Consider the following 23,538-nt stretch of genomic DNA (forward strand, 5'->3'; position numbering starts at 1 on the left):
TTGCCAATGGGTAGGGGCTGTGGTTAAAATGCCGCTCTTTTCACCCAACGCTTTGAGTCAGTCATGAAGCCCGATATCCATCCGAATTACCGCCCGGTGGTGTTCCAGGACCTGTCGTCGGAATTCGCGTTCCTGACGCGTTCGACGATTACCACCAAGGAAACCGTCAAATGGGAAGACGGTAACGAGTACCCGCTGATCAAGGTGGATATCTCGAGCCAGTCCCACCCGTTCTACACCGGCAAGCAGAAGACGCTGGACGTTGGCGGTCGCGTCGACAAGTTCCGTAAGCGCTACGCGCAGAAGTAATCGCGCGAACGCATCTGCTGTCACGCTGCGGCCACGCGGCGTAAGCATGCTAGATCGCACGGGGCGAGCATTAGCTCGCCCCGTGCTTTTTTGCGTTCGCCATCCGACCATCCGCTAGGGCATGTTGGCGAATCGATATGCGATAATTCGTGGCGAGGTGTCGCAGCCATCCCCCATACGCGACATCAACCCTACCTCGCCGGCCATCGCTTACCGCGATACGTCGACGATGACATTTCGTGAAGGAGGTTTTCCGTGTCCGATTCCAAGATCGTCAAGTTGGTGGATGAGTCGACCAACCGCAGCAGCGAACTACCCCTGCTGAGCGGTACGCTCGGTCCCGCATGCATCGACATCGGAACGCTGTACAAGGACACGGGCCATTTCACCTATGACCCGGGTTACGGCAGCACTGCCAGCACCAAGAGCGCCATCACCTACATCGATGGCGACGAGGGCGTGCTGCTGTACCGTGGTTACCCGATCGAGCAGCTGGCCGAGAAGTCCAACTTCCTCGAAACCTCGTACCTGCTCCTCAACGGCGAACTGCCGACCAAGGATCAGTTCGTCAAGTTCGAAGACCAGATCACGCATCACACGATGATGCACGAGTCCCTGAAAGACTTCTTCAAGGGCTTCCACCACGACGCGCACCCGATGGCCATGCTCGCCGCCTCGGTGGCTTCGCTGTCGGCCTTCTACCACGACGACATCAACGTCGATAACGCCGACGACCGCAAGTTGGCCGCGATCCGCCTGATCGCCAAGATGCCGACCATCGCCGCCGCTTGCTACCGCTACTCGATCGGCTGGCCGTTCCGCTATCCGCGCAACAACCTCGAGTACGTCGATCGCTTCCTGCACATGATGTTCGAAGTGCCGAGCGAGCCGCTGGAAATGAGCCCGGTCGCCGCCAAGGCGTTGGACCTGCTGTTCATCCTGCACGCCGACCACGAGCAGAACGCTTCGACCTCGACCGTTCGCCTGGTCGGTTCGACCGGCGCCAACCCGTACGCCTCCATCGCTGCGGGCATCACCGCGTTGTGGGGTCCGGCACATGGTGGCGCGAACGAAGCTGTGCTCAAGATGCTGGAAGAGATCGGTACGGCCGACAAGGTCGAGACCGCCGTCAAGCGCGCGAAGGACAAGAACGATAACTTCCGCCTGATGGGCTTCGGCCACCGCGTGTACAAGAACTTCGACCCGCGCGCCAAGATCATCCGCGAGATGTGCCATAAGGTGCTCAACGAGCTGGGCGTCAACGACCCGCTGCTCGACGTGGCCATGAAGCTGGAAGAGGCCGCGCTGAAGGACGATTACTTCGTCGAGCGCAAGCTGTACCCGAACGTCGATTTCTACTCGGGCATCATCTACAAGGCCCTGGGTATCCCGACCGAGATGTTCACAGTGATGTTTGCCATCGCGCGTACGTCCGGCTGGATCTCGCATTGGATCGAGCAGCACGAAACCCCAGGTTCGCGCATCGGTCGTCCGCGCCAGATCTACACCGGTGCCGACGTGCGCAACTACGTGGCTGCCGACAAGCGTTGATCGCCGCGGTCGTCGCGTAAGAAAAAAGCCCCGGGTTTCCGGGGCTTTTTTTATGGGTGATGCTTTCGGTGGGCGCGCGTTGCGCAAGTCGTGCTTCAGCGCAACGCAGAAGACAGCATGCGTTCGAACTCGTCATCGTTGTCAGCGGTGGCGAGCAGTTCCTCGACAACGGCGAGTGACGCGCGGCGCATGGGCTTTTCGTCGATGCGGTCCAGGGGTGGCTGTTTCAATGCATCGCGTGGCAGCACGGTGATGTCGAAGGGAAGGCTATCTGCTGCGAACAGCAGTACGGGATATTCCTTCTGTTCGTCACGCGTGATGCGCAGGCGACGCGTCTGCTGAGTGAGAGGGATGCCGCGCTCCTGCAGGAACAGCACCACACTTTCCGGTGTGTCGCTGAAAACGTGCAGGCATACGGCCGAATGCGTATCGGCGGTGCCTTCGAGTACCGCGCCGACCAGGCGGGGATCGAACCGTTCGAGGAAGCGCATGGCTTCCGCGGCTGCTTCGCGGCGTTCTTGCAGCAGCTGGGGTTGGGACTCGGCGTGGAAGATGCGCTGGTGTTCGCGCAATGCATCTTCGATTTCGTTGTTGCGCGGCAGTGCCTGCGCGTCGAGGATGCCGAGCCGTTCGGCAGCTTTGATCTTGGCGTGGTGGAAATCGCGGATGCCGTGTTCGCTCATCAGTCGCGCCGCCTCTTGGGCGACGCGCAGACGGTTGCGCTGAAGGCGATCCTGCGCGTGGATGCGATGGTGCTGACCTCGTGCCATGCCTCATTCCTCCGGCGATCTGACGCCCACGTGGGTGGGCGCGAGCGGCAGGGCGGTCTGGGGAACGAATCCGCGCTGCCGACGATTAGAAGATGTCGTAGGCGTGCTGCTGATCCTGATCCTCCTGTTCCTGGTTGGCTTGCTGCTTCATGCGGTCTACATCCTCGACCTTCATTATTTCCGACTTGCCATTGATCTGCACGGTCGAAATACCCGGGGGCATGGGCAGGGTAGTGGGCGGCTGGTCCTTCAGGACGGTGCCCATGTACGACATCCAGATCGGCAGGGCCGCCTTGGCGCCGAACTCACCCTTGCCGAGCGAGCTGAAGTCGTCATAGCCCACCCACACCGTCGCCACCACGTCGCCGTTGAAGCCTGCGAACCAGGCATCGCGGTGGTCATTGGTGGAGCCGGTCTTGCCGGCCAGGTCGGTGCGGCCCAGGGCCATCGCAGCCGAGCCTGTGCCGCGCTTGATCACGTCCTGCATCATCGAGGTGATCAGGTAGTCATTGCGCACGTCGATGACCGGCGGGGCAAGCACTGGCGGGTGCGTACCTTCGCCGTGGGCATCGGCCGGGAGCACCGCGTCGCCCACACCGGCCACGCTGCCTGACGTCGTTGGGGCACCCGCAACGCTGCCGGCAGTAGCCAGGGCATTGCCCGGGGCAGCGCTAGCATTGGCTGGCGGCAGGCCCGGAGCCCGGGTGTCCAGCAGGCGCTCGGCGCAGGTACGGCAGGCGCGGGCCGGATTGGCTTGGTAGACCGGCTTGCCGTCGCGATCGTCGATCTCGCTGATGAAGTACGGCGTCACCAGATAGCCGCCGTTGGCGAACACCGCGTAGCCGCGGGCCATGCTCATCGGCGAGACCGAGGCGGTGCCCAGGGCCATCGACAGGTTGCTCGGCAGCGAATCCAGGCTGAAGCCGAAACGGGTCACGTACTCGCGGGCATAGCGCACGCCAATGGCGTCCAGCAGGCGCACTGAGACCAGGTTCTTGGATTGCACCAGGGCTTCGCGCAGGGGGATCGGACCGTCGAACTTGTCGTCGTCGTTGGACGGCGTCCACAGGCCGCCCGGTCGCGAGGGGTCGGGCAGGGCCAGCGGTGCGTCGTTGACGATGGACGCCGGGGTGAAGCCCCGTTCAAAAGCTGCCGAATAGATGAACGGCTTGAAGCTGGAGCCCGGTTGGCGGGCTGCCATGACGGCACGGTTGAACTTGCTGCGCAGGAAGTTGAAGCCGCCAACCAGTGACTGCAGGGAGCCGTCCTCCGGGTTGAGCGAGACCATCGCGGCCTGCGCGCCCGGGATCTGGGTGAGCTGCCATTGCCCCTTGTCGTCACGCGCGACGCGCACGATGTCGCCACGCTTGAGCACCGTCGACACACTCTTGGGTGTTGCGCCGACGCGCGTGTCATCGATGCGGGGGCGTGCCCAGCTCATGGCATCCAGGTTGAGTTTGATCTGCTCGCGGCTGACCAGATAGACACTGGCTTCGGTGGCCGATACCTGGGTGACGATGCCGGGGTCCATGCCGGAGATGTCGGTATAGCCAGCCAGGGCGCGCTCCAGCTCGTCCGTATCCGCATCGGCGGCAAGTTCCTGATGAGCCTCCGGGCCGCGCCAGCCGTGGCGGTGGTCGTAGTCGACCAGTCCGGCACGGACGGCGTCTACGGCCGCCTGCTGGCGCTTGCTGTCGATGGTGGTCTTGACGATGTAGCCCTCGGTCAGGGCGTCGTTGCCGAGGCGGTCGAGCACCTGCAGACGCACCATTTCCGCCAGGTAAGGGGCATCCACCTCAATCGGCGGCTCATGCGGCGAGGCGTTGTTCGGCTCGGCGATGGCCTGGTCGTACTCGGCCTTGGAGATGTAGTGGTTCTCCAGCATCTGGCCCAGCGTCCAGTTGCGGCGCGCGATCATGCGCTTGGGGCTGTTGAGTGGGTTCACCAGCGACGGCAGCTGGAAGGTGGAGGCGATGGTGGCGCATTCGGCCACCGATAGCTGGTCCAGCGTCTTGCCGTAGTAGTAGGAGGCGGCCGCAGCTACGCCGTAGGAGCGGTGGCCCAGGAACATCTTGTTGAGGTAGAGCTCCAGGATCTGGTCCTTGGTCAGCTCGCTCTCCATGCGCAGGGCGATGAAGATCTCCGTCAGCTTGCGCGAATAGAGCTTTTCCGGGCTCAGAAAGAAATTGCGGGCCACCTGCTGGGTGATGGTGGAGCCGCCCGGCCCCTTGTCGCCGCCCGAGACGATGACATGCCAGCCGGCACGGGCGATGCCGTGCCAGTCCACGCCGGGGTGCTGGTAGAAGCTGGCATCCTCGGCAGCTAGCACTGCGTGCTTGAGCCGCTCGGGAACCTCGCTGATGGCCACCGGGATGCGGCGCGTCTCGCCGAAGCTGGCAATCAGCTTGCCATCAGCGGAGAGCACCCTTAGGGGGACCTGCATGTGGTAGTCCTTAAGGACGGCCACGGAGGGCAGGCGGGGCGAAATAAGCCAGTAGGCCACGCCGACCGCCGCGACACCCAGCAGCAAACCCGTAAAGGCCAGGACGAGGATCCAGCGCAGCAACCGCTTAAGAATTTGCATGATTTGGGTGTTTGCGAGACGTGAGTCAAAACAATACAGAGTATAGATGTAGCAGTATCCACGGCATGAACCGTGGTCGTCACAGCAAAAAACAGGCCACCGACCCATTCGTTAAAGCTGTGCATGCCGTCACGCGAATGAGTCGAGAAAAAGCTCGTAGGCCGTTGCCAATACGTTAATTTTTGGATTAAATGCCGTCGCGCACTGTGTCAGTCTCTGACCCGGGCGCCCAGGGGCAAGGGGGAAAACGTGGGGCTTTTTACACCCAAGAAGCCGCCGCTTGTTGGCGTCGACATCAGTTCGACGGCCGTCAAGCTGCTGCAGCTCAGTCAAGCCGGCGGTCGCTATCGCGTGGAACACTACGCGGTCGAGCCACTGCCCCCCAATGCTGTGGTCGAGAAGAACATCGTCGAGGTCGAGGCGGTGGGCGAAGCCATCCGGCGAGCGCTTTTCCGCTCCGGCTCCAAGCTCAAGCATGCGTCCGCGGCGGTGGCGGGATCGGCGGTCATCACGCGCGTGATCCCGATGCCGAGCGAACTCTCCGAGGATGATCTCGAAGGCCAGATCCAGGTCGAGGCCAACCAGTACATCCCGTATCCGATCGAAGAAGTCAGCCTGGACTACGAAGTACTCGGTCCGGTGCGTGACAACCCGGAAATGAATAACGTCCTGCTCGCTGCCTCGCGTACCGAGAACGTGGACATGCGCGTGGCCGCACTCGATCTGGGCGGCCTGGCCGCCAAGGTCATCGACGTCGAAGCCTTCGCGATGGAGAACGCCTTTGCGATGGTGGCCGACCAGTTGAACGTCGGGCGCGATGCGCTGGTCGCCGTGGTCGACATCGGCGCCACCATGACCACGCTGTCGGTGCTGCGCAATCAGCGCACCATCTACTCGCGCGAGCAGGTCTTCGGCGGCAAGCAGCTCACCGATGAAATCATGCGCCGCTATGGCCTTTCCTATGAGGAAGCGGGTCGCGCCAAGCGTAAGGGTGGTTTGCCCGACTCCTACGAGAGTGAAGCGCTCGAGCCCTTCAAAGAATCGCTGGTGCAGCAGATCAGCCGCCTGCTTCAGTTCTTCTTCGCAGGCAGCGAGTACAGCAAGGTCGACCAGGTGGTGCTGGCCGGCGGCTGCGCGTCCATCGAAGGCATTGGCCCCATGCTGGAACAACAGCTCGGCGTGCCGTGCGTGGTGGCTAATCCGCTCGCTCGCATGTCGCTGTCGCCTCGCGTGCAGGCCCAGTCGCTGGCACAGGACGCCCCCGCCTTGATGATCGCGGTCGGCCTCGCGCTGAGGAGTTTTGACTGATGGCACACATCAACCTACTCCCTTGGCGCGTTGAGCGCCGCAAGCAGCGCGAGCGTGAGTTCTTCATGCAGTTGGGCGCCGCGTTCGTCGCGGCGGTGCTGGTCGTATTGGTGTGGTCGCTCTGGATGGATGCGCGCATCAATACCCAGAACGATCGCAACACCTACCTGCAGGGTGAGATCAAGCAGCTCGACGAACGCATCGCAAAGATCAAGGATCTGGAAAAGGTCCGTGAGAGCCTGCTGGCCCGCAAACAGATCATCGAGCAGCTGCAAGCCAATCGTTCGCAGATGGTCCATCTCTTCGATGAGCTGGTGAAGACCATTCCTGCGAGCGCGCGCCTCAACGGCCTCAAGCAGACGGGCGATTCGATGTCGCTCGACGGTGTGGCGCAGTCCAACGCCAGCGTCGCCGAATACATGCGCAACATCGAGACCTCGCCGTGGATGGGGCATGCCGATCTGCGCAAGACCGAGAACACGCACGGCGATAGCCGACTGCCCTATTCCTTCGGGCTGGACGTTGCGCTGAATCGTCCCAAGGCGGAGGAGGACAGTGGCAGTGCCGACGAAGCCAAAATGCCGCCGCCACCCGTTGCCAAGACGCCGGCAGAGCGCGCGCAAATTGAAACAATGGTAAAGGCGTTGGATGCCGGGTCGGCAAACTCCAGCAAGTCGCCCGCCGAGCGCGCCAAACTCGGTGCGATGGCAAAAGCGCTGGAAGGTGCGCAGACGGTACCGAACCCTGGCGCGCCAGCTAAATCGGAAGTCAAACCGGCGAGTGCGACGACTGCAGGAGGAGCCAAGTAATGAACTTCCTCCAGGAATTGCAGAACCTCGATCGCAACAATATCGGTGGTTGGCCGAAGTCGGTGAAGATGTTTTTCACCGGTCTGGTGCTCGCCATCATCGTCTTCTTTGGCTGGTATCTATTCATTGGCGACCAGCAGGATCAGTTGCAGGCGGCGGTGGCCAAGGAAGACCAGCTGAAGAAAGAGTTCTCCGACAAGCAGGCCAAGTCGGTCAATCTCGAAGCGCTTCAGCAACAGTTGGACGAAATGCAGGACATGCTGCGCCAGTTGCTGCGCCAGCTGCCGAGCAAGACGGAAATGCCTGAGCTGTTGGTCGACGTCTCGCAGACAGCCTTGTCGGCGGGCCTGGAAACCGAGCTGTTCCAGCCAGGCCCGGAGTCACCGAAGGACTTCTACGCGGAGAAGCCGATCCAGCTGCGCATGGTGGGTACGTATCACCAGTTCGGTACCTTCATCAGTGGCGTGGCCTCGTTGCCTCGCGTGGTGATCTTGACCATGCATGACGTGTCGTTGACCCCGAAGGACAAGGCAGGTGGTGTGCTTGTGCTGCAGGGTACGGTCAAGACCTATCGCTATCTGGATGAAGACGAAGGCGCGTCGGCCAAGGCGGCCAATGCCAAGTCGTCGCACGGTGCGCCGGCGAAGACAGGGGGGGCAGAAATGAGCAAGTTGACTGCCGTTACGCCTGCCTTCCTGGCAAAAGCGTCGCTGGTGTTGTGCGTGGGCCTGATGCTCGCCGGTTGCAGCGGGCAAGACGACCTGCACCAGTGGGTTGCGCAGGAAAAGCAGAAGAAGGGCGCGCCGATCCCGCCGCTGCCTGTGATCAAGACGTTCGAAACCTTCCAGTACGCCGACCAGGACAAGCGTGATCCGTTCAGTCCGAGCACGGCTGAGCTCCAGACCAACGCCAATACGGGTCCGCGGCCGGACGAAAACCGTGCCAAGGAGCCGCTGGAAATGTTCGCGCTGGACAGCCTGAAGATGGTGGGCACCGTAGGGGCCGGTGCCGGCATGGAAGTGCTCGTGAAGGATCCGGGGGGCGTGATCCATCGCGTGCATCGCAACGAATACATGGGCCAGAACTATGGTCGGGTCACCGCGATAGGCGATGACCATCTCGACCTGGTGGAACTGGTTTCCAACGGCAATGGTGGCTGGATGGAACGTTCCGCCAGCATCGCGCTCAGCGAGAAATAAGAAACAGGGGCTGATGCAATGAGCAACCAATCCAAAACTGTTCGGGGTCGCGTGATGCGCCAGGCTAGCCGTTATGTGGTGGTGAGCCTGCTGGCGCTGGGCGCTGCCTGGTCGAACGCGGCGGCAGCCGCCACCAGCACCCTCAAGGACATCAGCTACGACGCGCTGCCCGGTGGCCGCATCGAGTTGCGCCTGAACTTCGCCCAGGGGCCCGTGCCGGAACCGAAGATCTTCACGACCGGCAATCCGCCGCGCATCGCTGTGGACCTGCCGGATACCGACAATGCGGCAGCCCGCCATCTGGATATCGGCAAGGGCGCGGCGACGGGTGTGTCGGCGGTGTCCGCCGGTGGGCGTACCCGCGTGGTGGTCGAGCTGGTCCGTGATTCGACCTACCGTTCACGCGTGGAAGGCAACAGCCTTGTGCTGACCGTCAACAACGGCACGGATGCACAGACCACGACGACGGCCGCAACGATCGACCCGTCCAAGGCGTTGCCGTCGATGGCTAACGGCCCGGCCGTGTCCAATATCGACTTCCGCCGTGGTCCGAATGGCGAAGGCCGCATCCTGATCGATTTCAGCGGTGCTGGCGCCAACGCCGACATGAAGCAGCAGGGTGACAAGGTCGTGGTCGACATCGATCATGCCAACCTGCCGTCCAACTTGGCTCAGCGCCTGGACGTGCTCGACTTCGCTACGCCGGTGCAGCAGATCGTCACCAAGGCGGGCCCGCGTGGCGGCGCGCATATGGAAATCAGCGTGAAGGGCGCCGTGGATACCTCGGCGTACCAGAGCGGCAATCAGTACGTGGTGGAAGTCGCGCCGAAGAAAAAGGATGCCAAGACCGATCCCGTGCTCGCCAAGGGTCAGGATCCGGTCTACACGGGTAACCGCGTGACCTTCAACTTCCAGGACATCCCGGTGCGCTCGGCCCTGCAGCTGCTGGCCGATATCTCCGGCCTCAACCTGGTGGCTTCGGATACCGTGGGCGGCAGCGTCACGCTGCGACTGGTTAATGTGCCGTGGGATCAGGCGCTCGATGTGGTGCTGCGTGCCAAGAGCCTGGACAAGCGTCGCAACGGCAACGTGATCTGGATTGCGCCGCAGGAAGAGCTGGCCAAGTACGAACAGAGCATTGCCGACGCCCGCATGAAGGCGGAAGACAACGCCGAACTCGTGACCGACTACGTACCGATCAGCTATGGCAAGGCGAAGGACATCGCCAAGTTGCTGACCACCGGCACTACGCAGGGCACGGGTGGCGGTGGTAGTGGTGGCTCCAACGGTTCGCGTGGATTCCTCTCTTCCCGCGGCAGCGTGTCGTTCGATGACCGCACCAACACCCTGCTGGTCAACGACAACCCGCAGAAGATCCGCGAGCTGCGCGCTCTGATCGCGGTGCTCGACAAGCCGGTGCAACAGGTGTTGATCGAATCGCGCATCGTGATCGCGACCGATACCTTCACTCGTGAGCTGGGCGCCAAGTTCGGTGCGCAGGCCAAGCGCGTCAATCCGAGCGGTCAGACCATCTCCACGGGTGGTACGGACCTGGGGAACGGCACGGCGAGCGGCACCAACGTGAATCTCCCGGTGGCCAGTCCGGCCGGTAGCTTTGCGCTGGGCGTCCTGGGCAAGAACTACGCGCTCGACCTGGAGCTCTCTGCTGCGCAGACCGAGGGTCGTGGCGAAGTGATCTCCAGTCCGCGTGTCATCACCGCCAACCAGCAGGAAGCGGTGATCCGCCAGGGTCAGGAAATCGGCTACGTGACCTATCAGAACAGTGCGACCGGTGCGGCCGGCAGCGGTACCGCCACCGTGCAGTTCAAGGACGCCGTGCTGGAACTGAAGGTGACGCCGACCATCACCTCCGACAACCGCGTGTACCTGATGATCAACGTGAAGAAGGATGCGCTGGCCGGTTACATCACCGTGCCGGGCAGCGGCCAGGTGCCGACCATCGACACACGCGAGATCAACACCTCGGTGCTGGTCGACAACGGTCAAACGGTGGTGCTGGGTGGCATTTACGAGATCACCAAGCAGAACAACGCGACCAAGGTGCCGGGTCTGGGCGACATTCCGGGTATCGGTGTGCTGTTCCGCAACACCTCGCGTCAAAGCGATAAGGCGGAACTGCTGATCTTCGTGACCCCGCGTATCCTGAGCGAAAGCCTGCAGTAACCGGCGCAAGCTCGACGATGGAGAAAGGGGCGGCCTTGGCCGCCCCTTTTGTTTTCAGGGAGTTGCTGTGTGACGACAGGGGCCGGAAGTCATGGGCATTAAACTTCCGGCGCAAGTTAAGGTCTGTCGTACGTTCAACCCCCTGATGGAATTCCCCGATGGATATGCCCGAGGCCTCCCCCTCAACCCGCCTGCAGCAGGCGTTCCTGCACGTTCGAGATGAGCTGCGGCGTGGCGTCATCGGCCAGCCGCACCTGATCGACTGCCTGCTGGTGGCGTTGCTGGCGGATGGTCACCTGCTCGTCGAAGGCGCACCGGGACTGGCCAAAACCACGGTGGTGAAAGCGCTGGCGGGCTGCATCGAGACGGATTTCCATCGTGTGCAGTTCACTCCTGACCTGCTGCCTGCTGATCTCACCGGCACCGATGTATTTCGTCCCCAGTCAGGCAATTTTGAATTCGAGAAGGGGCCGTTGTTCCACAACATCGTGCTGGCCGATGAGATCAATCGGGCTCCCGCCAAGGTGCAGTCCGCCCTGCTCGAAGCCATGGCCGAACGCCAGATCACTGTTGGCCGCAGCACCTGGCGCTTGCCGCAACTTTTCATGGTGATGGCGACGCAAAACCCGATCGAGCAGGAGGGCACGTTCGCGCTGCCTGAGGCCCAGCTCGACCGCTTCGTCATGCACGTGACCATCGGTTATCCGGATGCCGCAGCGGAACTGGCGATTCTTCAGCTCGCCCGCGAGCAGGCGCGTACGAGCCTGCATCCGGCGCCCGCAGCGCGCCCGTCGTTGAGCCAGGCGGACGTATTCAGCGCGCGTGATGCCGTCCTCGACGTTCACATGGCGCCGGCGCTGGAGGAATACATCACGCAACTGGTGTTGGCCACGCGCAACCCGGGCGCCTACGGACCGGAGCTGAAGCGCTGGATCGCCTGGGGCGCAAGCCCGCGCGGCACCATTGGGCTGGATCGCTGCGCGCGTGCGCATGCCTGGTTGGCAGGCCGCGATTACGTACTGCCAGAGGACGTCCATGCGATCGTCCACGAGGTGCTGCGCCATCGCGTGCTGCTCAGCTACGAAGCGGAGGCAGAGGGTGTGCGCAGTGATCAGGTGATTCGTCGCGTGCTGGATCTCGTGCCGTTGCCGTGAGCGCCATCGTCGATATGAACACGGATGCGGATGGCCGCACGCGCGTCCGCCTGGCCGAACTGGTGGCCCTGCGCGCTCGTGTCGCCAAGGCGGCCTTGCCGAGGTTGGAAAGTCGCGCCATGCGCTCGGGGCAACAGTCCAGCCGGCTCTACGGCCGTGGTATGGATTACGCCGAGTCGCGGATCTACCAGCCGGGCGACGATGTGCGTCGCCTCGATTGGCGGCTGACGGCGCGTAGCGGTCGCTTGCACACCAAGTTGTTCCAGGAGGAACGCGAAGGCCGCCTGCTGATCTTGCTGGATGCGCACGAAAGCATGCGTTTCGGTACGCGCGTGCGCCTGAAATCCGTACAGGCTGCGCGCTCTGCGGCACTGGCCGCATGGTATGCGGTGCGCGCGGGTGAGCGGGTAGGCCTGATGTCGTTCGGCAATGGACACCACCTGCTGCGGCCCTTGGCGGGTACGCGCGGTGCGCTGTCGGTGTGCGGTGCGCTCGCTGATTGGGACGCGAACGACGCGCCCGTGCCCGGTGAGTTGTTGTCGGATGCCTTGTTACGCGCGGGACGGTTGATGCATGGAGCGAATCGTGTGCTGCTGATCAGCGATGGCCTGAGTACCGACGAGGCCGCGCGTGGGCGTTTGCTGGATCTCTCGCACAAGGCGGGCATACGCGTGTTGATCGTGGCTGATGCGTTGGAATTGGGCATGCCTCCGGCCGGCCGGTATCCAATGGAGCACGATGGCGTGCGTCGCGACGTGGCTTTGTTCGGCGAGCGCCAGCGCCGTGAGTTCCAGCAGGCGTTGGGCGCGGGTCAGGCCCGGCTCAAGGGCATGGCGCAATCGCTCGGGCTTCCCTGTGCAGTGCTGGATACGGCAGCCGATCCGCTGGATGCCGTGATGTCGCTGCTGGCTCCCGGGGTTCGTCGATGAGCGCATCCACGCCAGCGGCACAGAACGGCCCTTTGCTACGGGACATCCATTTGCCGCCTCAGCCATCCTGGTGGCCGCCGGCACCGGGATGGTGGGTGCTCGCTGCGCTGGTGATCGTGGCTGTCGCTGTAGGCATCTGGTGGTGGCGGCAACAGCGACAGCGTCGCGCCCTGGAGAGCCAGGTGCTGGCGGAGGTCGATCGCGTGCTCGCCTTGTGGCGCGAGCAACCGCAGGCGTTGGCGTCGGCGTTGCATCAGTTGTTGCGTCGTGGCGCGTTGCGCATCGATCCTCTCGCCGCACAACACCGCGGTGACGAATGGCGTCAGACCTTGGCGCGTGTTCCCGTCGATGCGTCAACGCTTGAACAACTACAGGCTCTCGAGGCTGCGATGTACCGGCCTTCGGCATCACTGGATGTCGAGCACGCGGCGAGTGCAACGCGTCGCTGGTTGCAGCTGGCCTGGCGCCAGGGTGCATCGCCGCGCGCGCGCGCCTTGGAGAAGGTTGTCGAGGTGCGGTCATGACCGAACTCGCATGGCCGTGGGTATTCGTGCTGGCGCCGTTGCCGTGGCTTCTACGCTGGTGGTTGCGGCCTGCCGCGCCGGAACAGGCGTTGCATCTTCCGCATCCGGGTCTGCATTTCGACGCACCCGAGCGTCAGGGCAGCGGCGGTTGGCGGACATGGTTGCTCGTGCTCGCCTGGCTGGCGTTGCTGGTTGCCGCGGCGCGGCCCCAATGGGTGGGGCCCCCGCAGGCGCAGCAGCGCAGCGGGCGCGCGCTGATGCTCGCAGTCGATCTTTCTGGAAGCATGCGAACCGACGACATGCAGCTGGGCGGACAGCCGGTAAGCCGTTTCGGTGCTGTCGAAGCGATTGCCGGCGACTTCATCGCGCGCCGCAGTGGCGACGAAATGGGGTTGATCCTGTTCGGCAGTCGAGCCTTTTTGGTCACGCCGTTGACCTATGACCTTCACGCGGTGCAGGCGCAGTTGCAAGGTGCGGCCGTTGGCCTGGCCGGCACGGAGACGGCGATCGGCGATGCTATCGGCGTGGCCGTCAAGCGCCTTGCGGGCCAGCCGGAACAGGCGCGCGTGGTCGTGCTGCTGACCGATGGCGTGAACAACGCTGGCAACATCGCCCCCCCTTGATGCGGCGCACGCGGCCAAGGCGGCGGGTGTACGCATTTACACCATCGGCATTGGCGCCACCGAGATGAGCATTCCCGACTTGTTTGGCACGCATACGGTCAATCCGTCGGCGGATCTGGATGAGGGCATGTTGCGTTCGATTGCCACGCAGACCGGTGGCCACTATTTCCGCGCCACGGATTCGAAACAGCTGGCCGAGGCCTATCGCGCCATCGATGCGCTGGAGCCGATGCCGCAACAAGGTCCCTCGTTGCGTCCACGCCATGAGCTGTTCCGTTGGCCGCTCGCCTTTGCGGTGGCGGTCTGGCTGCTGGCGTTCGTGCCGCGGACGCGTCGACGGGAGGCATTCGCATGAGCGAGGCCTTGCAGCAGTTCCATTTTCTTCGTCCGTGGTGGTTGCTTGCCTTGTGCGCGCTGCCGCTATTGGTCGCCTTTGCCGCGCGCCACCAGGGTGCCCGTGAGCAACTCTCGCGCCTGGTCGACCCGGAGTTGTTGCCGTTCCTGCTGAAAGGGAAGGTGGCGAGCCGGCGCGCTTCGCCATGGTTGCTCGCCAGCGCGTGGCTACTCGCCACGCTGGCCATGGCGGGACCCACTTGGAGTCGCGTGGCGCAACCGCTCTACGCGAAACGCGCGGCGCAGGTGGTGGCGGTGTCGATGTCGCAGCGCATGCTGGCACGTGACGTGACGCCGAGCCGGCTGGATCGCGCGCGTTACAAGGTGCGCGATCTTCTCGCCGCCAATCATGATGGATTGAATGCGCTTATCGCTTATGCGGGCGAAGCCTTTGTGGTGGCTCCGCTGACGTCCGACGTCTCTGCACTCAATGATCTGCTTGATGCACTCGCACCCGACACTATGCCGGTCGACGGCGACAACGCCGCGCAAGCCATCGAGCGCGGCGTCGCGTTGATTCGCGATGCCAAGGTGGGTGGCGGCTCGCTGGTGCTGGTGACCGACGATGCCGATGCCGCGGCACAGGCCGCAGCGGGCAAGGCGGCGGCCGATGGCGTGCGCGTATCGGTACTGGGCATGGGCACCTCGCAGGGCGGCCCGGTGCCACTGGCGGACAACGGTTTTCAGCGCGACTCACAGGGGGGTGTGCTCCTTGCCCGCCGCAACGACGACGCCTTGCGCGCCTTGGCGGCAAGTGGCGGTGGCGAATACGTCCCGATGACGGATGACGATCGCGATATACGTGCCCTCGCGGCAGAGCTGTCGGCCAGCGGCCCGACGACCCTGGCTACCGACATGCAGGGCGACGAGTGGCAGGATCGTGGACCGTGGTTGCTGCTGTTGTTGCTGCCTCTTGCTGCGGCCTCGTTCCGCCGCGGTTGGCTGATGATCTTGGCATTGGCGTTTCTACCCGCCCTGCCAGGCAATGCGCGAGCGAGTGCGTGGAGCGACCTGTGGCGTCGTCCCGACCAGCAGGCCGCCGCTGCCTTGCAGCAAGGCGATGCCGGGCATGCGCAGCAAGTGGCACGTGATCCTGCATGGCGTGGGGCCGCAGCCTATCGCGCGGGTGACTATGCGGCGGCGAGCAAGGATCTACGGTCTCTTCCCAGTGCGGATGCGCAGTACAACCTCGGCAACGCGCTGGCGAAACAGGGCGACTATCAGGGAGCGCTGGACGCCTACGATCGCGCGCTCAAGGCCGACCCCAACAACGCCGACGCGCGCACCAATCGCAAGGCAGTGGACGACTGGATGAAGCGCCAGCCGAACCCGCCCAAGAACGACAACGGCGCGAAGGACAACAAGGGCAAGGCAGGGTCCGGCCCGACGACCACGCCGCCCGACAACGCGCAGGGCCAGTCAGGCCAGCAGCACGAACAAGGCAAGAAGGACCAGGATCAGAGCCAGGGTAAGCCGCCGCAGGACGCGCACGGCGACTCGCAGGGCAACGGTAGCCAGCAAAACCAGCAGGCCGGCCAACAGCCCATGGATCGTTCCCCCGACCAAGGCTCCGCCAATCCGTCGCAAACGCCCGAGCAGCAGGCCCAGGAGCGCGCGCGCCAGGAACAGGCCCAGCAGGCTCTGCAGAAGCAGATGGATGCGGCGCTGGGCAAGGAGCAGGGCAAGGACCATCCGCAGCAGGGCACGCATGAACTAGGTGCCGTCGAAAAGGACGATGCCCAGGCCCGGCTGCCGGCCGACGTACGGCAGGCGCTGCAACGCGTTCCCGATGATCCGGGCGCGCTCTTGCGGCGCAAGTTCGAACTTGAATACCGGCAGCGTCATGGTGGCGCCGGACCGACAGAAGGTGATTCGCCGTGAAGCTGCGTGTGCTGATGTTCCTGTTGTGTGGCTTCGCGCTGTTCTGGCCGGTGGCATCGCTGGCGGCCGATGTGCAGGCGACGCTGGACCGCCAGCATGTGACGCTGGGCGAGACTGTCACGCTCAACTTGCGCGCCAACGGCGGCGGTATGGTTTCCGTACCTGACTTGCATGCCTTGTCGCAGGACTTCGCCGTACTGGGTTCGTCCAGCAACACCAGCATCAGCATCATCAACGGCCAGCGCACCTCGCAGGTGACGGTGGGCGTAGCGTTGCGACCGCTGCACGCCGGCACGCTGCGCATACCTTCGTTGTCGTTCGCAGGAGGTGCCACCACGCCGATCGATCTGGAGGTGGTGCAGGCCACTGCCGATGCCGGCACGGGGGCCGCAGCGACAGGGCAGAAAGACGTCTTCGTCGAGGCCACCATCGATCCAGCGAGCGCTTACGTCGGCCAGCAGATGGTCTACACCGTGCGGCTGTTCTTCGCGACCGATCTGACCAGCGGCGCACTGGAAGATCCGCAAGTGACGGGCGTCGACTTGCCTCGCCTCGGCGGTGAGATCAACTATCAGGCGGAGCGAGGCGGCCGACGCTACAACGTCATCGAGCGCCGCTACGCCGCCATTCCGCAGCGCGAGGGCCACATCCAGATTCCATCGGTGGCGTTCCAGGGCGAGTCGGTCAATATGGCCAACCCGGATGCCTTCTTCGGCAACGGCACGCCGGTTACCGCGGCGTCGCCGGCGGTCGATATCGACGTGCGCGCCGCTCCCGCGCAGGCATCGCAGGGTGCATGGCTACCAGCGCGCGCACTCAGCCTCAGCCTGGACGGCGGCCCCGCGCATGGTGACTTGCATGTCGGCGAGCCGCTCAATGTGGTGATGAGCGTGCAGGCCACAGGCCTGCCCTACGAGGCACTCCCCTCGCTCAGTATGCCTTCGCTCGACGGCGCCACGGTGTATCCCGACAAGCCGGTGAACGGCACGCGAGTGGAGGGACAGTGGCTGGTGGGTCAGCGACAGCAGGGCTTCGCCGTGGTGCCCAACCGGGCCGGCACGCTCACCATTCCCGAAACCACGCTCACCTGGTGGAACGTGGTGGAGAACCACGCCGAAACGGCGCGCGTCCCCGCCCGTACCTTCAACGTGCTGCCCGGCGCGGGCACGCCGCCCTCAGCGCCGCCGCCGGTTGCTGCGGCCAATGCCGTGCCAGCCGTGGCCGCAGCCAGCCAGACGCCGGCTGCGACGGGCGAGAGCGGCATATGGCGCACCGTGGCCGTGGTCAGCCTGGGTTTGTGGGTGTTGAGCCTGCTGGCGTGGTTTCTGTGGCGCAGGCGCCATCCAGCGTCGGCTCGCATCGCTGGCGCACACACAGAGGGCGTGGCGGGATCGGCATCCCGTCTTCGCACAGCCTTCCTGGCCGAGGCCCGTGACAACGACGCGGGCCGGATGGCCATCGCCCTGCTGGCCTGGGCCCGGGCAGAGCGGCCGTCGCTGCAGAACCTGGGTGAACTGGCGCAGGCGCTATCGGCGGGTCTCCAGCCGGAGGCGATCGACGCGCTGCAACGCAAACGGTATGCCGGCGCGGAGGAAGCCAATCTGGGTCAACGGTTCGCCGCGGCTTTCAAGGATGGCTTTGCATGGCAGCCAGCCACGGAAACCAAGGATGCATCGCCCTTGCCACCGCTCTATCCGTTCAAGCTTCGTCGTTGAGCGCGTTCCGCCAGATGTCGGCCATCGCGTCGCTGAAGCAGCAAATCAGCACGCGTTCCGGGCCACCATTCGGTGTATCGAGCAGGCTGCGCACCGCCACGCGTGACGCCTGTTCGGGCGGGTAGCCGTAAACCCCGCAACTGATCGCGGGGAAGGCGATGGAAGCAAGGTCATACTCCATGGCCAGGGTCATGCTTTGTCGATAGCAGCGGGCCAGCAGGTCCGGTTCGCGGCTCCCGCCGCCGTTCCACACCGGGCCCACGGTGTGGATGACGTACTGTGCTGGTAGGTCAAACCCCAGCGTGATGCGGGCCTCACGGGTTGGGCAGCGCACGCCGGGGCTGACCTCCGGGATGGCTCGGCAGGCTTGCAGCAGGCGGGGCCCTGCGGCACGGTGGATAGCGCCGTCCACGCCACCGCCGCCCAGCAGGGTGGGGTTGGCGGCGTTCACGATCGCATCTACATCCAGGCTGGTGATATCGCCAGTAATGATTTGTATGTCCATAGGCATTGGATTCGTAAAATGTTGCGACGTATGCTTGACCTTCCATCCGGCCCGCAGGGACTGATCCATCGCCATGACTAAGGCAGAAGACATTTCCTTCGGTTACTTGCTCAACGACGTGACCTTGCTTATCCGCAAGCACTTCGACAGACGCGCCGTGAAATTCGGGTTGACCCGTGCACAGTGGCGGGCCACCAAGATGCTCTATCACCGCGAAGGCATGCGGCAGACTGAGTTGGCCGAATCACTGGAAATGGAACCGATCGCGGTCGGGCGGGTGATCGACCGACTGCAGGCCGCCGGCTTCGTGGAGCGTCGCCCCGACCCCGAAGACCGGCGCGCATGGCGCCTGTACGTTACTGACCAGGCACGCGGTGTCATCGCGGACATGGAGCTCATTGCGCGAGGCATCCGCAAGGATGCCGCCAAAGGCATTTCAGTACCTGAGCTGGAGCAGGCGCTTGGCGTGCTCAACCGCATGAAGGAAAACCTGCAGGCGCTCGACACCGGTTCGGTGGACGAAGAGGGCGAGGTCTAAAGCCTCGCTCCTCAAAAAAACCACATAGTCCAGGCCTTCTGGCAGGTGCGCGTCATCGGCGCGCCACATTACTTTGCCAGCAATATTGCGTCTGCCTGACGGCAGGCGTTAGCCGGTTGCTGTCGGTCGATCATGCGGTCCACGGACGCGGGATGATGTTTCTCCTGCCCGCGTCGTGCACCGGCGAGGACGTCCGCGCACAGGCAAACCTCATTCATTGGCAGGCGGGCGGCCGATAAGGGCACTCCAGCGCATCACGCGCGCGGGTGACGAAGGGCGGTCGGAGAGATCATGCAGGGTAAGTCACGCAGGAAAGGGATAGCGCTCGCGGTGATCATCATCGCGGCCGTCGTTGCCGCACAGATGTTCCGTGGTGGTGAGCGCGCACGGGCGAAGACGCCTGCCACGCCGGCCTCCGTACCTGTGAAAGTCGTCTTGGCGCATCGCGGCGACTTGGACCTCACCCTCAAAGTGATCGGTCGTGCCGAGGCGTTCTCCACGGTCAATGTGCAGGCGCGCGTCAGCGGCCAGCTGCAGTCGCTGCTGTTCACGCCGGGCGGTCAGGTGAAGCAGGGCGACACCATCGTCCGCATCGATCCCAGTTTGCTGCAGGCACAGTTGGATCAGGCGCTGGGCAACCTCGCCAAGGATCAGGCACAACTCGACAACGCCAACACCATCATCAAGCGCTACCAGCCGCTGCTCGGCAAGGGCTATGTCGCGCAGTCGGACTACGACACCTACAAAGCCAACCAGGGCATCTATACGGCCTCGGTCAAGGCAGATCAGGCCGCGGTAGAGCTTGCACGCACGCAGTTGAGTTATGCGCAGATCCAGGCGCCGTTCGACAGCATCGCCGGTGCGCCGCTGGTGTATCCGGGCGCGCAGCTCACGGCAAACGACACCTCCATCGTCGTGTTGAACCAGATCCGCCCGATCAACGTCACCTTCTCCATACCGGAGACAGGCCTGGATGGCATCAAGGCCACCATGGCGCGCGGCAAGGTACCGGTGACGGTGAACATCCCCGGCTCAAAAGGTGCCGCGATGGAGGCCGAGCTCAACTTCATCAACAACGCCGTAGACGCCACCACCAGCACCATCCAGCTGAAGGCGCATTACGCCAACGACGACGTGCGCCTCACGCCGGGCCAGTTCGTGGAAGTGTCGCTGCCCACCACTCGCCTCACCAACGTAGTGACGGTACCCGTGGTGGCCTTGCAGAACTCGCCGCTGGGCAACTTCGTGTTCATCGCCAACGCGAATGGCACGGTGGAGCAGCGCATGGTGACGGCTGGCCCGACGACGGGCGCGCAGATCGTGATCGAGAAGGGACTCGCCGGTAACGAGAGCGTGGTGACGGACGGCCAACTATTGCTCGTCGACGGCACGCACGTGCACGTCGTCACCGACAACGGTTGAGCCGGCCCTACGCATGAATCTGCCCGCTCTCTGCATTCAACGCCCGGTGATGACCACGCTGCTGATGGTGGCGTTGCTGGTGTTTGGTGTCGCTGCGTATCCCAAGCTGCCGGTCAACGAACTGCCCAACGTCGACTTTCCCACCATCAGCGTGAGCGCGAGTCTCCCCGGCGCCGCGCCGGAAACCATGGCAACCGCCGTGGCGACGCCGTTGGAGAACCAGCTCTCCACCATCGCCGGCATCCAGTCGATGACCTCGACCAGTGCCCTGGGTTCGACGTCGATCACGCTGACGTTTGAGCTCGACCGCAACATTGATGGTGCCGCGCAGGACGTGCAGGCCGCCATCTCGGCGGCGCAGCGGCAGCTGCCCACCAACATGCCCACGCCGCCGACGTTCCGCAAAGTGAACCCGGCCGATGCGCCCATCCTCTATCTCACGCTGCGCTCCCGCACACAGCCGCTGTCGGTGGTGGACGACTACGCAGAGACGCAGCTCGCGCAGCGCCTGTCGATGATCGATGGCGTGGCACAGGTCAGCGTGTACGGTGCGCAGAAGTACGCCGTGCGCATCAGCGTGGATCCGCAGAAGCTCGCCGCCAGTGGCATCGGCATCGACACGGTGCAAAATGCTGTCTCGGCATCCAACGTAAACCTTGCCACGGGCTCGCTCAACGGCAATCGCCAGTTGCTGCAGATCCGTTCGGATGGCCAGCTGCAGCGCGCGAATCTCTACAACAACGTCATCGTCGCTTATCGCAACGGTGCGCCAGTGCGACTGTCCGATCTCGGCAAGGCCGAGGACAGCGTGCAGAACGACCAGGTGGCGAGCTGGTACAACGGCGAGCGCGCCATTGTGCTGGCCATCCAGCGCCAGCCGGGCTCCAACACGGTGGCCACCATCGACCGTATCCGCGGCGTGCTGCCCACCTTCGAGGCCACCCTGCCGCCATCCATCAAGTTGGCCGTGCTGTACGACCGCTCCGAGTCCATCCGCGAGTCGGTGAACGACGTGCAGTTCACGCTGATGCTGGCGGGCGTGCTGGTGGTGTTGGTGATCTACCTGTTCCTTGGCAATGCGTCGGCCACGCTGATCCCTGCGCTGGCATTGCCGGTCTCTATCGTGGGCACGTTTGGCGGGATGTTCGCGCTGGGCTACAGCCTGGACAACCTCTCCTTGCTGGCGTTGACGCTGGTGGTCGGTTTCGTGGTGGACGATGCCATCGTGATGCTGGAGAACATCGTGCGCCATGTCGAAGACGGCATGGACCCGTACGAGGCATCGCTCAAGGGCGCCAGCGAGATCGGTTTCACCATCTTCTCGATGACGCTGTCGCTGGTGGCGGTGTTCCTGCCCGTGATGTTCATGGGCGGCATCGTCGGCCGTCTGTTCCACGAGTTCGCAGTGACGCTGAGCGTGGCGATCCTGATTTCGGGCTTTGTCTCGATCACGCTTACGCCGATGTTGTGCAGCCGCTTTCTCAAGCACGCCGAGCACGAGAAGAAGGCGCGCATCGTGCTGTGGTTCGATGCCGGTTTCGAACGCGTGCGCCGCGGCTATGTGAGCTCGCTGACCTGGGCGGTGCATCATCCGCGGAGCATTCTGGGGTTGTTCGCAGCAAGTCTGTTGGCGACCGGCCTGCTGTTCGTGGTGGTCGACAAGGACTTCATTCCGGCCGGTGACTCGGGCCAGCTCAACGTCAACGTCGAAGGGCCGGACGACACCTCGGTCAAGGGCATGATGCAACGCCAGCAGCAGTTGGCGAAGATTGTCGCGGACGATCCCAATATCGACAGCTATATGTCCTCGGTGGGCAGTGGTGGTGCGCGCACCACGACCAACAACGGCTCGCTGTCGCTTACCCTGAAGCCTGCAGCGGAGCGTTCGCTCGACGTCAACGGCATCATGCAGGAACTGCGAGCGAAGTTCGCCGCGGTGCCGGGCATACGGGCGTACATCCAGAACCCACCGTCGATCCAGGTCGGTGGCCGCCAGTCGAAAGCGCAGTACCAGTACACGCTGCAGTCGATCGACACGCAAGCGCTGTACGACTGGTCGGGCAAGGTGATCACCGCCTTTGCGAAGCTGCCCGGCTTCCAGGATGTCACCAGTGATCTGGATCTCAACGGTCCATCCATCGTCGTCAATGTGGATCGCGACAAGCTCGGTACGCTGGGCTTGACCATGGATCAGGTGCAGACAGCGCTGGGTTCGGCGTTTGGTGCCAGCCAGATCTCCACCATCTACGGTTCGGCGTCGCAATACTGGGTGATTCTGCAGGTCTACTACGCGTTGCAGAACGATCCCGACGTGCTGTCGCAGCTCTACGTCACGTCGAGCAGCGGCACGCTGGTGCCGCTCAACGCCGTGGCGAGTTTCGAGCGTAAGCCACAAGCGCTCACGGTGAATCACCAAGGGCAGATTCCGGCGGTGACGGTGTCGTTCAACCTCGCGCCGGGTGTGAGCCTGAGTGAGGCGGTGGGCAGCATCAACGGTGCGATGAAGCAGATGAACCTGCCACCGTCGATCACCGGCAGCGTGCAGGGTACGGCCCAGGCTTTCCAGGATTCGATGCAGGGCATGGGCCTGCTGCTGGTGCTGGCGTTGTTCGTGATCTATCTGGTGCTCGGCATCTTGTACGAGAGCTTCATCCACCCGCTCACGATTCTTTCGGGTCTGCCCTCCGCAGGCGTGGGTGCACTGCTCACGCTGATGATCTTCCGCGCACCGCTGGATCTGTTCTCCTTCGTCGGTATCGTGATGCTGATCGGCATCGTGAAGAAGAACGCGATCATGATGATCGACTTTGCGCTGGAGAAGCAGCGCAGCGAAGGCACGGATCCGGCATTGGCCATTGTCGAGGCCTGCCACGTACGCTTCCGCCCGATCATGATGACCACCATGGCGGCGTTTGCAGGCACCTTGCCGATCGCGCTGGGACTGGGCGCGGGCGCGGAGACGCGTCGCCCGCTGGGGCTCGCCGTGGTCGGCGGTCTGTTGGTATCCCAGGTGCTGACGTTGTACCTGACGCCGGTGATCTATCTGTATCTGGATCGTCTGCATGCGCGGTTGTCGCGCAAGCGGCGATTGGTTGAAGCAGAGGCGGCGCACTGAACGATGCGCGGTCCCATCAAATAAA

17 protein-coding genes and 2 pseudogenes are annotated in these 23,538 nt (G+C 63.7%); 16 read left to right on the top strand and 3 right to left on the bottom strand.

Annotation, left to right across the window (positions count from 1 at the left end):
* Positions 1–63 precede the first annotated feature (63 nt).
* Both DYST_RS18340 and DYST_RS18345 read left to right on the top strand, forming a co-directional pair.
* Positions 64–309 (top strand): type B 50S ribosomal protein L31, encoded by a 246-nt coding sequence (locus DYST_RS18340; protein ID WP_102304834.1) that lies wholly within the window; start codon positions 64–66, stop codon positions 307–309.
* A gap of 255 nt (positions 310–564) precedes the next feature.
* The gene (locus tag DYST_RS18345) at positions 565–1,860 is read left to right on the top strand and encodes a citrate synthase (protein ID WP_239947340.1); all 1,296 of its coding nucleotides are present in this window, start codon (positions 565–567) and stop codon (positions 1,858–1,860) included.
* A gap of 95 nt (positions 1,861–1,955) precedes the next feature.
* On the opposite strand, the gene DYST_RS18350 is transcribed toward DYST_RS18345, so the two are convergent.
* Positions 1,956–2,630 (bottom strand): hypothetical protein, encoded by a 675-nt coding sequence (locus DYST_RS18350; RefSeq protein ID WP_102304836.1) that lies wholly within the window; start codon positions 2,628–2,630, stop codon positions 1,956–1,958.
* An 85-nt stretch (positions 2,631–2,715) separates the two neighbouring features.
* The gene (locus DYST_RS18355) at positions 2,716–5,214 is read right to left on the bottom strand and encodes a penicillin-binding protein 1A (protein ID WP_239947342.1); all 2,499 of its coding nucleotides are present in this window, start codon (positions 5,212–5,214) and stop codon (positions 2,716–2,718) included.
* Positions 5,215–5,463: 249 nt separating this feature from the next.
* Here DYST_RS18355 and DYST_RS18360 point away from each other — a divergent pair, with 249 nt between their 5' ends.
* The 11 genes and pseudogenes from DYST_RS18360 (at position 5,464) to DYST_RS18410 (ending at position 17,933) form a co-directional block, all read left to right on the top strand.
* A complete protein-coding gene (locus DYST_RS18360) occupies positions 5,464–6,522 on the top strand; it encodes a pilus assembly protein PilM (RefSeq protein ID WP_239947343.1) in 1,059 nt (352 codons plus the stop codon).
* A complete protein-coding gene (locus DYST_RS18365; protein ID WP_239947351.1) occupies positions 6,522–7,331 on the top strand; it encodes a PilN domain-containing protein in 810 nt (269 codons plus the stop codon). The genes DYST_RS18360 and DYST_RS18365 overlap by 1 nt, the downstream gene beginning before the upstream one ends.
* Positions 7,331–7,987, top strand: a pseudogene (locus DYST_RS18370) (type 4a pilus biogenesis protein PilO); the annotation flags it as partial. The gene DYST_RS18365 and the pseudogene DYST_RS18370, both read left to right, overlap by 1 nt.
* A gap of 6 nt (positions 7,988–7,993) precedes the next feature.
* Entirely contained in the window at positions 7,994–8,530 is a 537-nt protein-coding gene (locus DYST_RS18375) for a pilus assembly protein PilP (protein ID WP_239952148.1), read from the top strand.
* Between the two features lie 54 nt (positions 8,531–8,584).
* Positions 8,585–10,714 (top strand): type IV pilus secretin PilQ, encoded by a 2,130-nt coding sequence (pilQ, locus tag DYST_RS18380; protein WP_239947354.1) that lies wholly within the window; start codon positions 8,585–8,587, stop codon positions 10,712–10,714.
* A gap of 158 nt (positions 10,715–10,872) precedes the next feature.
* Positions 10,873–11,868, top strand: coding sequence for an AAA family ATPase (locus tag DYST_RS18385; protein ID WP_239947355.1), 996 nt, complete (start codon positions 10,873–10,875; stop codon positions 11,866–11,868).
* A 14-nt stretch (positions 11,869–11,882) separates the two neighbouring features.
* Positions 11,883–12,797, top strand: a complete 915-nt coding sequence (locus DYST_RS18390) for a DUF58 domain-containing protein (protein ID WP_428993995.1) — start codon at positions 11,883–11,885, stop codon at positions 12,795–12,797.
* Positions 12,794–13,321 carry a DUF4381 domain-containing protein gene (locus tag DYST_RS18395; protein WP_239947359.1) on the top strand — a complete coding sequence of 176 codons (528 nt, stop codon included), beginning with the start codon at positions 12,794–12,796 and terminating at the stop codon, positions 13,319–13,321. The genes DYST_RS18390 and DYST_RS18395 overlap by 4 nt, the downstream gene beginning before the upstream one ends.
* Positions 13,318–14,299 (top strand): annotated as a pseudogene (locus tag DYST_RS18400) (VWA domain-containing protein). The gene DYST_RS18395 and the pseudogene DYST_RS18400 overlap by 4 nt, the downstream one beginning before the upstream one ends.
* Entirely contained in the window at positions 14,296–16,218 is a 1,923-nt protein-coding gene (locus DYST_RS18405) for a VWA domain-containing protein (RefSeq protein ID WP_239947360.1), read from the top strand. Before DYST_RS18400 ends, DYST_RS18405 begins: the two are co-directional and overlap by 4 nt.
* The gene (locus DYST_RS18410; protein WP_239947361.1) at positions 16,215–17,933 is read left to right on the top strand and encodes a BatD family protein; all 1,719 of its coding nucleotides are present in this window, start codon (positions 16,215–16,217) and stop codon (positions 17,931–17,933) included. Before DYST_RS18405 ends, DYST_RS18410 begins: the two co-directional genes overlap by 4 nt.
* On the opposite strand, the gene DYST_RS18415 is transcribed toward DYST_RS18410, so the two are convergent.
* Positions 17,917–18,438 (bottom strand): O-acetyl-ADP-ribose deacetylase, encoded by a 522-nt coding sequence (locus DYST_RS18415; RefSeq protein WP_239947362.1) that lies wholly within the window; start codon positions 18,436–18,438, stop codon positions 17,917–17,919. The genes DYST_RS18410 and DYST_RS18415 overlap by 17 nt on opposite strands.
* 73 nt (positions 18,439–18,511) lie before the next feature.
* Here DYST_RS18415 and DYST_RS18420 point away from each other — a divergent pair, with 73 nt between their 5' ends.
* The 3 genes from DYST_RS18420 (at position 18,512) to DYST_RS18430 (ending at position 23,513) form a co-directional block, all read left to right on the top strand.
* The gene (locus tag DYST_RS18420; RefSeq protein WP_239947363.1) at positions 18,512–18,976 is read left to right on the top strand and encodes a MarR family winged helix-turn-helix transcriptional regulator; all 465 of its coding nucleotides are present in this window, start codon (positions 18,512–18,514) and stop codon (positions 18,974–18,976) included.
* Positions 18,977–19,267: 291 nt separating this feature from the next.
* Entirely contained in the window at positions 19,268–20,398 is a 1,131-nt protein-coding gene (locus DYST_RS18425; protein ID WP_239947364.1) for an efflux RND transporter periplasmic adaptor subunit, read from the top strand.
* 13 nt (positions 20,399–20,411) lie between these two features.
* Positions 20,412–23,513, top strand: a complete 3,102-nt coding sequence (locus DYST_RS18430) for an efflux RND transporter permease subunit (protein ID WP_102304851.1) — start codon at positions 20,412–20,414, stop codon at positions 23,511–23,513.
* Positions 23,514–23,538: the final 25 nt, after the last annotated feature.

It is taken from the genome of Dyella terrae, assembly GCF_022394535.1.
In the GTDB taxonomy this organism is placed as follows: Bacteria; Pseudomonadota; Gammaproteobacteria; order Xanthomonadales; family Rhodanobacteraceae; genus Dyella.